The 7,102-nt window shown below is 66.7% G+C and carries 7 protein-coding genes and 1 pseudogene; 6 read left to right on the top strand and 2 right to left on the bottom strand.

Translation table 11 applies throughout. The features are described 5' to 3' along the window. Window positions 1–465 (top strand): MarR family winged helix-turn-helix transcriptional regulator (locus U9977_RS07975; RefSeq protein WP_322748551.1); only part of this gene is annotated, 465 nt, incomplete at its 5' end. 228 nt (window positions 466–693) lie between these two features. Here U9977_RS07975 and U9977_RS26860 read toward each other — a convergent pair. Beyond that, a pseudogene (locus U9977_RS26860) lies at window positions 694–1,393 on the bottom strand (NADP-dependent oxidoreductase). Window positions 1,394–1,401: 8 nt separating this feature from the next. Here U9977_RS26860 and U9977_RS07965 point away from each other — a divergent pair. The 3 genes from U9977_RS07965 (at window position 1,402) to U9977_RS07955 (ending at window position 4,639) form a co-directional block, all read left to right on the top strand. Further along, window positions 1,402–1,713: a hypothetical protein gene (locus U9977_RS07965; protein ID WP_322748549.1), complete on the top strand. Its 312-nt coding sequence runs from the start codon at window positions 1,402–1,404 to the stop codon at window positions 1,711–1,713. A gap of 192 nt (window positions 1,714–1,905) precedes the next feature. Further along, complete coding sequence (locus U9977_RS07960) at window positions 1,906–2,391, top strand: hypothetical protein (protein ID WP_322748548.1); 486 nt, start codon at window positions 1,906–1,908, stop codon at window positions 2,389–2,391. 10 nt (window positions 2,392–2,401) lie between these two features. Then, on the top strand, window positions 2,402–4,639 hold the full coding sequence (locus U9977_RS07955) for a type I polyketide synthase (RefSeq protein WP_322748547.1): 2,238 nt from the start codon (window positions 2,402–2,404) through the stop codon (window positions 4,637–4,639). Between the two features lie 8 nt (window positions 4,640–4,647). Here the strand turns inward: U9977_RS07955 and U9977_RS07950 are convergent, their stop codons facing one another. Beyond that, window positions 4,648–5,046: a PPOX class F420-dependent oxidoreductase gene (locus U9977_RS07950; RefSeq protein ID WP_322748546.1), complete on the bottom strand. Its 399-nt coding sequence runs from the start codon at window positions 5,044–5,046 to the stop codon at window positions 4,648–4,650. Between the two features lie 462 nt (window positions 5,047–5,508). Here U9977_RS07950 and U9977_RS07945 point away from each other — a divergent pair, with 462 nt between their 5' ends. Both U9977_RS07945 and U9977_RS07940 read left to right on the top strand, forming a co-directional pair. Continuing rightward, a complete protein-coding gene (locus tag U9977_RS07945) occupies window positions 5,509–5,751 on the top strand; it encodes a hypothetical protein (RefSeq protein ID WP_322748545.1) in 243 nt (80 codons plus the stop codon). 367 nt (window positions 5,752–6,118) lie between these two features. Continuing rightward, window positions 6,119–7,102 (top strand): cytochrome P450 (locus U9977_RS07940; protein ID WP_322748544.1); only part of this gene is annotated, 984 nt, incomplete at its 3' end.

Here is a 7,102-nt window from a genome sequence, read left to right as displayed (position 1 = left end):
CCTTCAGGCGTTAGGCGGAACGACGAGGAGCCTGTCGGGATCGACGCGCTGGACCGGGTGACCTGGGCGCTGCGCCGCGCGGAGCTGGCGGTGCAGGCGCTGAAGGAGCAGCGGCTGCGCTCGCTGGGCATGGCGCAGGCGCACTACTCGCTCCTGATCTCGGTGCACAGCGAACCGGGGCTGACCGGCGCCGAGCTGGCCCGGCGCCTCAACGTGACCCCGCAGGCGGTGGCGTCGCTGGTGGCGCGGCTGGCGGGCCGCGGGCAGCTTGAGCGCCGCGAACATCCGCGCCACCGGCACGTGCAGGAGCTGCACCTCACCGATGCGGGGCGTGAGGCGCTGCGCGCCGCCGACGCGGTGATCGCCGGGATCGAGCGGCAGATCACCGATGACCTCGGCCCGGAGCAGAGCGCGCACCTGCGGGCGCTGCTCGGCCGAGTGACCGGGACGGTCCGCGAGGCCTGAGCGCCACATGGCCGGCCGGCCGAGCTACTTCGACATCGGGCTCGTGCCGCTCATGCCGGTGACCTTCCTCGTCTCGCGCCGGTCTGGCCTGACGCTGATCAGGGCCGCTCACCCCGCACTGGCCGCAGGACCTGCCTGAGGCTTCAGGCTGTTGGCGCACAGTTTCGAGCCGGAACCGCCCGGCCCCAAGTAGGTCACCATCCCCGAGGCCGATGCCATGAAGGCGCGCTACGGGCGCAGGATCAGTTTGCCGTGCGGGTGGCCGGCCTCACTCAGCTCGTGGGCCTTGCCGGCGTCGGCGAGCGGGAAGCTCTGGGCGATGCGGACGCGCAGGCGGCCGTCGGCGGCGAGGCGGGCGTGATCGGCGAGCTCGGACCAGGGCTGGCGGCTGTCGGCGGAGAAGGTAATGCCCAACTCGGCGGCGCGGACCCGGTCGACGAGGCCGTCGCCGTAGGTGACGGGGACCGCGCCGAGGGAGCGCAGATAGTCGTGGTTGCTCTCGGAGGAGGTGCCGATGACGGTGGCGCCGCGGGCCACGGCGAGCTGGACGCCGACGAGCCGACCACGCTGGCGGCTTCGTGCACCAGCAGCGTCTCTCCGCCTGTCACCTTGAGCGTGTCCAGCACGCGGTCCGAGGTCTCGGCGGCCACGGGTAGCGCGGCGGCCGACTCCCAGTCCAGGCCGGCCGGTTTGGGTGCGAAGTGCGTGGCCAGGGCGTACTGGGCGTAGGCGCCGGTGACACCGGTGACAGTGGAGCCCAGCACCTCATCCCCACCGAGACGCCGGCGACACCTTCGCCGATCTCGTCGACGATGCCGGCCGCTTCCGAGCCCGGGATGACGGGGAAGGAGACGGGGAACATCTGGGTCATCCAGCCGCGGCGAATCTTGTAGTCGATGACGTTGACGCCTGCGGCCATGATCTTCAGCCGTACCTGTGTGCCGCTCCCATCTGGAGACCCGGGAGGAGATCCACGATGTGCCCGCGGCCGAGCGGACCTGCGCCGGGTGCGGGGCGGCGTTCGTACCGCTGGGGACCGAGGACAGCGAGCAGATCGACTGGCAGGTAACGATCACCCGGATCGTGCACCGCCGGCTGCGGTACCGGCGGTTCACGATGGACCCGACCCGCTCGGCGGCGGTCCTGTACCGCCATGTCGGGATCGAACGCACGGCGACAGTGAGGCACTGCACCGGTTCCTACCCTGGGTCGCAGACCCGGGGACACTACCGGAAACCACGGCCATGATCCTCTCGTGATCATCCAGCCCGGTCCGTCACCGTCATAACCCCGATTCCCGCGCCGATCCCGTTACCCGGCCGTCACCACCGGCCGGGTACTTGGCATGCCCTCCCACGGCATCACCGAATACTTACCTCCTACCAGACCTTCGGTCGGACCGGGGCAGCTGAATACTTTCAGGGTGAGCTGGATCCGCTGTTGTTCGCCCAGGAGAGCGAGCTGCCGAAGATCGTATTTCCGTTCGTCGCCATGCGGGACGAGTACGACCCCGACCGGATCGTCGCGGAACTCAAGGAGAAGGACCTCTATCGGTCCTCACCGTTCGAGACCCACTGCACGCTCTTTCCGCTCCCCAACTACTACTCGTTCAAGAACTGGGACTGCATGTTCTACAAACTGAACGCGTCGAGTTACGTGCGGGCGGTCAGTCGGAACAAGGACTACGACCGGTCCACTTACAGCGTAAGATTCCCCCGGTCGGTAAACGTCGCGGAGCTTGAGGATCGGCTGCGCTCCATCGTGTTCGAGATCGCCGCAGGCGCTGGCGACCGGCCCACGCAGGAAGAAGCGCTCATCGATCTGTTCGGGCAGTTGGGTGCCACGCAGAATGCCGCGCGGTACGTTGCCCACGGCTTTCTCGATATGCCGAACGTGGCTGCCGCCATGGGTATTCGAATCGACTGAGGGAGATCCGATGGAGCAACAGGACGATGTCCGGGAAGCAGACATCGCGATCGTCGGGATGGCCTGCCGTTTTCCCGGTGCCGACACGGTCGAGGAATTCTGGCGGAACCTGTGTGCGGGGCGCGAGACCACGACCTTCTTCGGCGACGACGAGCTGCTGGCCGCCGGGGTGAGCCCGGACCTGGTGGCGGACCCACGCTATGTGAAGGCTGGTCAGATTCTCTCCGGCATCGAGATGTTCGACGCCGACTTCTTCGGCATCCCGAGCGAGGAGGCGCAGCTCCTGGACTCGCAGCAGCGGCATTTCCTTGAATGCGCCCTCGCGGCGCTGGAGGACTCCGGATATGATCCGGAAACCCACTCGGGCGTCGGATTGAACACCTACCTCCTGCGCAACCTTTCGGATCGTTTCCGGTCGGGGTCGACGCTGGAACGTTATCGGCTGATGCTGGCCAGCGACAAGGATTTCCTGGCAACCCGGGTGGCCTACAAGCTGAACCTGCGCGGGCCGGCTGTCAGCGTGAACACCGCATGTTCCACATCGCTGGTGGCCGTACACACGGCCTGTGTGAGTCTCCTGGGCGGAGAATGTGACCTGGCGTTGGCCGGCGCGGTACACATCAGGGTGCCCCACGTCGAGGGTTATCTTTTCCAGGAGGGAATGATTCTCTCACCGGACGGCCGTTGCCGGGCCTTTGACGCCAGCGCACAGGGGACGATCGTCGGTAGCGGCGTCGGTGTCGTCGTCCTGAAGCGGTTGGCCGATGCACTGGCCGACGGCGACTGGATCCATGCCGTGGTCAAGGGAACGGCGATCAACAACGACGGCGGCGCAAAGGCCGGCTACACGGCTCCCAGCGTGCGTGGTCAGGCCGCCGTCATCGTCGAGGCACAGGCACTCGCCGGCTGTGGCGCTGAGACGATCTCGTATGTCGAGGCGCACGGCACCGGCACGCCGCTGGGGGATCCGATCGAGATCGCGGCTCTCACCCAGGCGTTCACGCCGCGGCCCGCAGCAGCCGGTCCCTGCTCGATCGGTTCGGTCAAGACGAACATCGGTCATCTTGACGCCGCGTCGGGGATTGCCGGACTGATCAAGACGGCGCTCATGTTGCGGTATGGGCGCCTCGTGCCGAGTTTGCACTTTGACACACCCAACCCGGACATCGACTTCGACAGTGCCCCCTTCTCCGTCGTCACGACGTTCCGGCAATGGCCCCAGTCGGGTCCGGCCCCGCGGCGTGCAGGTGTGAGCTCGTTCGGCATCGGCGGCACGAACGCCCACGTGATCCTGGAGGAAGCCCCGGTACGCGAGCCGGTTGGCGTGCCGGCCGACGACTGGCAGCTGCTGGTGATCTCCGCAGCGTCGCCCGCCGCGCTCGACGAGGTTGCGGACAACCTGGCGCGCCATCTCGCCCTCCATCGCGACGCGCTCACCCTCGCGGACGTGGCCTTCACCCTCGCGGTGGGGCGGCGGGCACATGCCTACCGGCGGGCGCTGGTGTGCCGGGACATCCACGACGCGGCTCTCACCCTCACCCTCGGGGACGACGACCGCGTTGTCACCGGCAGGGTGGTAACCGGCGCTCCTGATTCCGGCCGTCAGGTGACAGCGGTGCGTGAGTCGTGGGACGCCGGTTCCACCGGTGTCGGTGAAACCGATGCTGCCCGCCGGGGACGGCTGACAGCCGCTGGGCGCTTGTGGACCAGCGGCGTCGCCGTTGACTGGTCGGCGTTCTATCCCGATCCGCCCGCCGGTGCCGATCCGCCCGCCGGTGCCGATCCGGCTGCCAGCCGGCGGCGGATGCGGGTACCGCTGCCGACCTACCCGTTCCAGCGCAGGCGCTTCTGGGTCGAGCCGGTGCGACAGGTCGGCCCGGCTGGCCCGGCTGGCCCGGCTGGCCCGGCTGGCACAGCGGATGACGACGCACTGCTGCCAGCAGAGACGCTGCGTCGCCAGGTTGAGGCGGCGCAGGGCGACGTGAAAGAAGCGGTCCTCGTCGACTTCATCCAAAGTGAGGTTGCCGCGATGCTCGGGCTTGACGACGCGCGTGCGGTGGATCCGGATCAGAGCCTCTTCGACATCGGGCTGGACTCGCTGAATCTGATCGAGGTCGCCGCGAAACTGGGCGCCGAGCTTGACCGCGATGTCCGGGCATCGGTGTTCGCCGAGCATCCGACCATCCGGGCGTATGCGGAGAAGCTTGCCGTGTCACTGGATCCGGATGCTGCAACAGCTACCCGATGATCAGCCCGTCATCGGCCGGGGCTGTAGATCATAGTCTTCGGTGTCACCCGGACCGTGACCCGCTGTTCATCCGGCGTCCGGAAAGGGTATGTGGCCACCCCCAGGTATTTCTTCGCCAACCGGTCGATGACGGCGTCGGCGCCATCGGTCTCCAGCTGGGCGGACCCGGAGATGCTGACCAGATGGTAGGTGTCCTCAGGATCGAGGACACCTACCGACACCCGTGGGTCCCTGCGCAGGTTCCGCTCCTTGAGGCGGCCCACCGCAGTATTGAAGATGACGTCGTCGCCGTCCACATCGATCCACACAACGGTGCTGTGCGGCGAACCGTCGGTCCGCAGCGTCGTCACCCAGGCGAACAGTGGTTTGCTCAGTAGATCCCGTGCGTCCTTGCTGAGGGTGCTCATCTGGTTCCTCCGGATTCGGTGGTCTCATAGCTCACGGGTACGTCGTTCTCGTTGTTTCCAGCGCACCACCGCCGATCCCTGTTCCTGATCTCCAAGTTCGATCTTCAGCACCTCTCCGATCTTCATTACCTGCACGATGAGGAGTGTGGCGCGGACGTTCGGTGACTGCAATCTACGGCCGGCGACCGTGCATCGTTGCGGACTCGGTTCACGGCGCCGAAGGATGTGAATCTGGTGCTGCTGGCGGAGCCTCAGATTCACATCGTTGAGAGGGCCGCACGGTGCATGGCCCAGGTGTGGACGGTGGAGGTTTCGGACGACCGACGCCCGTCGGATGTCCTGGATGAGGTCGGCTTGGCCGTTGCTGTCCGTGTTGGGTTGCTGCGGTAGGTCGTCAATCGGTCGATAAGAATTTCCTATTGAGACACCGTGCTGTTGCCGTCCAGTCATGGTCGCTGGAACATGTGCGCTGTGATGGCCTTCCGCAGTATCGTCGCGATCGCTGACCCGGTCGAGCGCGCCTGGGTTGCCCACGATCTGCTCTGGAATGATCATCCGGAGCGTGGACGGCTGCGTGCCGTGCGTGGCCTGGCTATTCGTGAGGCGATCAGCCGGGGCGTCGCCACCGGTGACATAGCCGAACGCCTCCACGTCCGAGTAGATGATCTGGCCTGGATGAGCGACGCTGTCACGGCGTTCGAGTAGTTAATTTTTTACTTTCAGTAATTTTCGTGTACCCCGTGTACCCCGTGTACCCCGTGTACCCCGTGTACCCCGTGTACCCCGTGTACCCCGTGTACCCCGTGTACCCCGTGTACCCCGTGTACCCCGTGCACCCTCGGCACGTTTCCGGGTGACTGGACGGGGCGAGCTCCCACCGCCACGGCAATCCGGATGTTGGTCGCGGAACGTGGCCAGTGTCTCGGGCCGCAGTGCCGAGATCGCGATTATCGTGAAGATCGGTCTGCTGGCCGTCCTGCTGGGTTGAGCGCCCCTGCCCCCGCCCGTGATCCCGAGGAGAGTCCGCCATGACCGTTGCTCGGCCTGTCGTTGTCCAGCGGTGTCCGTGCTGATGCGTACGGGAGCCGCCCCGGGCCTGTCCGGTGGCCCGCGCGCGGCTGCACGAGTGCTGCGTCCTGACCTGCTCGCGGGCCTGACCCAGCTGCGTGCGACCTACGGTCCTGTCGCGCAGATCTCCTCGCGACCGCTGTCGGCTTTCCTCGTGGCGGACCCGGCAGTCATCGCTGACGTGCTCGTCGGATCCAGCCGGGCCTTCGCCCGAGGCATCGTCCGCCGTGGGTTCGGCTCCCGTCAGACGGTGGTGGAGCCGCTCACACTGGTGCTCGGCCAGGGGTTGTTGACCAGCGCGGGGGAGCGGCACCGCAGGCAGCGCCGGCTCATGCAGCCGATGTTCCACCATCAGCGGATCTTCGAGTACGGCGAGACGTTCGTCGCGATTGCCGACGATCGGGCTGATCGTTGGACGAACGGCCAGTACCTTGATCTGCACGATGAAATGATCGAGATGACGCTGGCGATGGTCACTCGCACACTGTTCGATGTTGATGTCGACAGCAACGAAGTGACCGTCATCCGAACGGCTATCAGTGAGAACATGGTGGCCACCCGTAAGTCCATGCGGGCAGGCTTCGAGGCGCTGGAGAGGCTGCCACTGCCCGCGGCCCGGCGCCGCCGTAACGCTCGTCACGCCCTGGACCGCGTCGTCTACGACCTCATCGACCATCGCCGTGCGGCCGGAGCGGGCGGGAGGGACCTGCTGTCACTGTTGCTGTCGGCCCGCGATGCGCAGACCGGCGACGGGATGGACGACACCCAGGTCCGCGATGAGGTCCTGACCATCATGCTGGCCGGTCACGAAACCACGGCCAACGCGTTGACCTGGACATTTCATCTGCTCGGCACGCATCCTGAGATCGCGGCAGCGCTGTACGCCGAGCTCGACACCGTCCTGTCCGGCCGGCGGCCGACGGTCGCGGATCTGGCGAACCTGCCGTATGCCGACGCGGTGTTCACCGAGGCGATGCGGCTTTACCCG

Source organism: Protofrankia sp. Cas8, assembly GCF_963555845.1.
Classification (GTDB): Bacteria; Actinomycetota; Actinomycetes; order Frankiales; family Frankiaceae; genus Protofrankia.
Note: the sequence above shows the minus strand (reverse complement) of the source record. Positions and strands in the feature narration are given on the sequence as shown.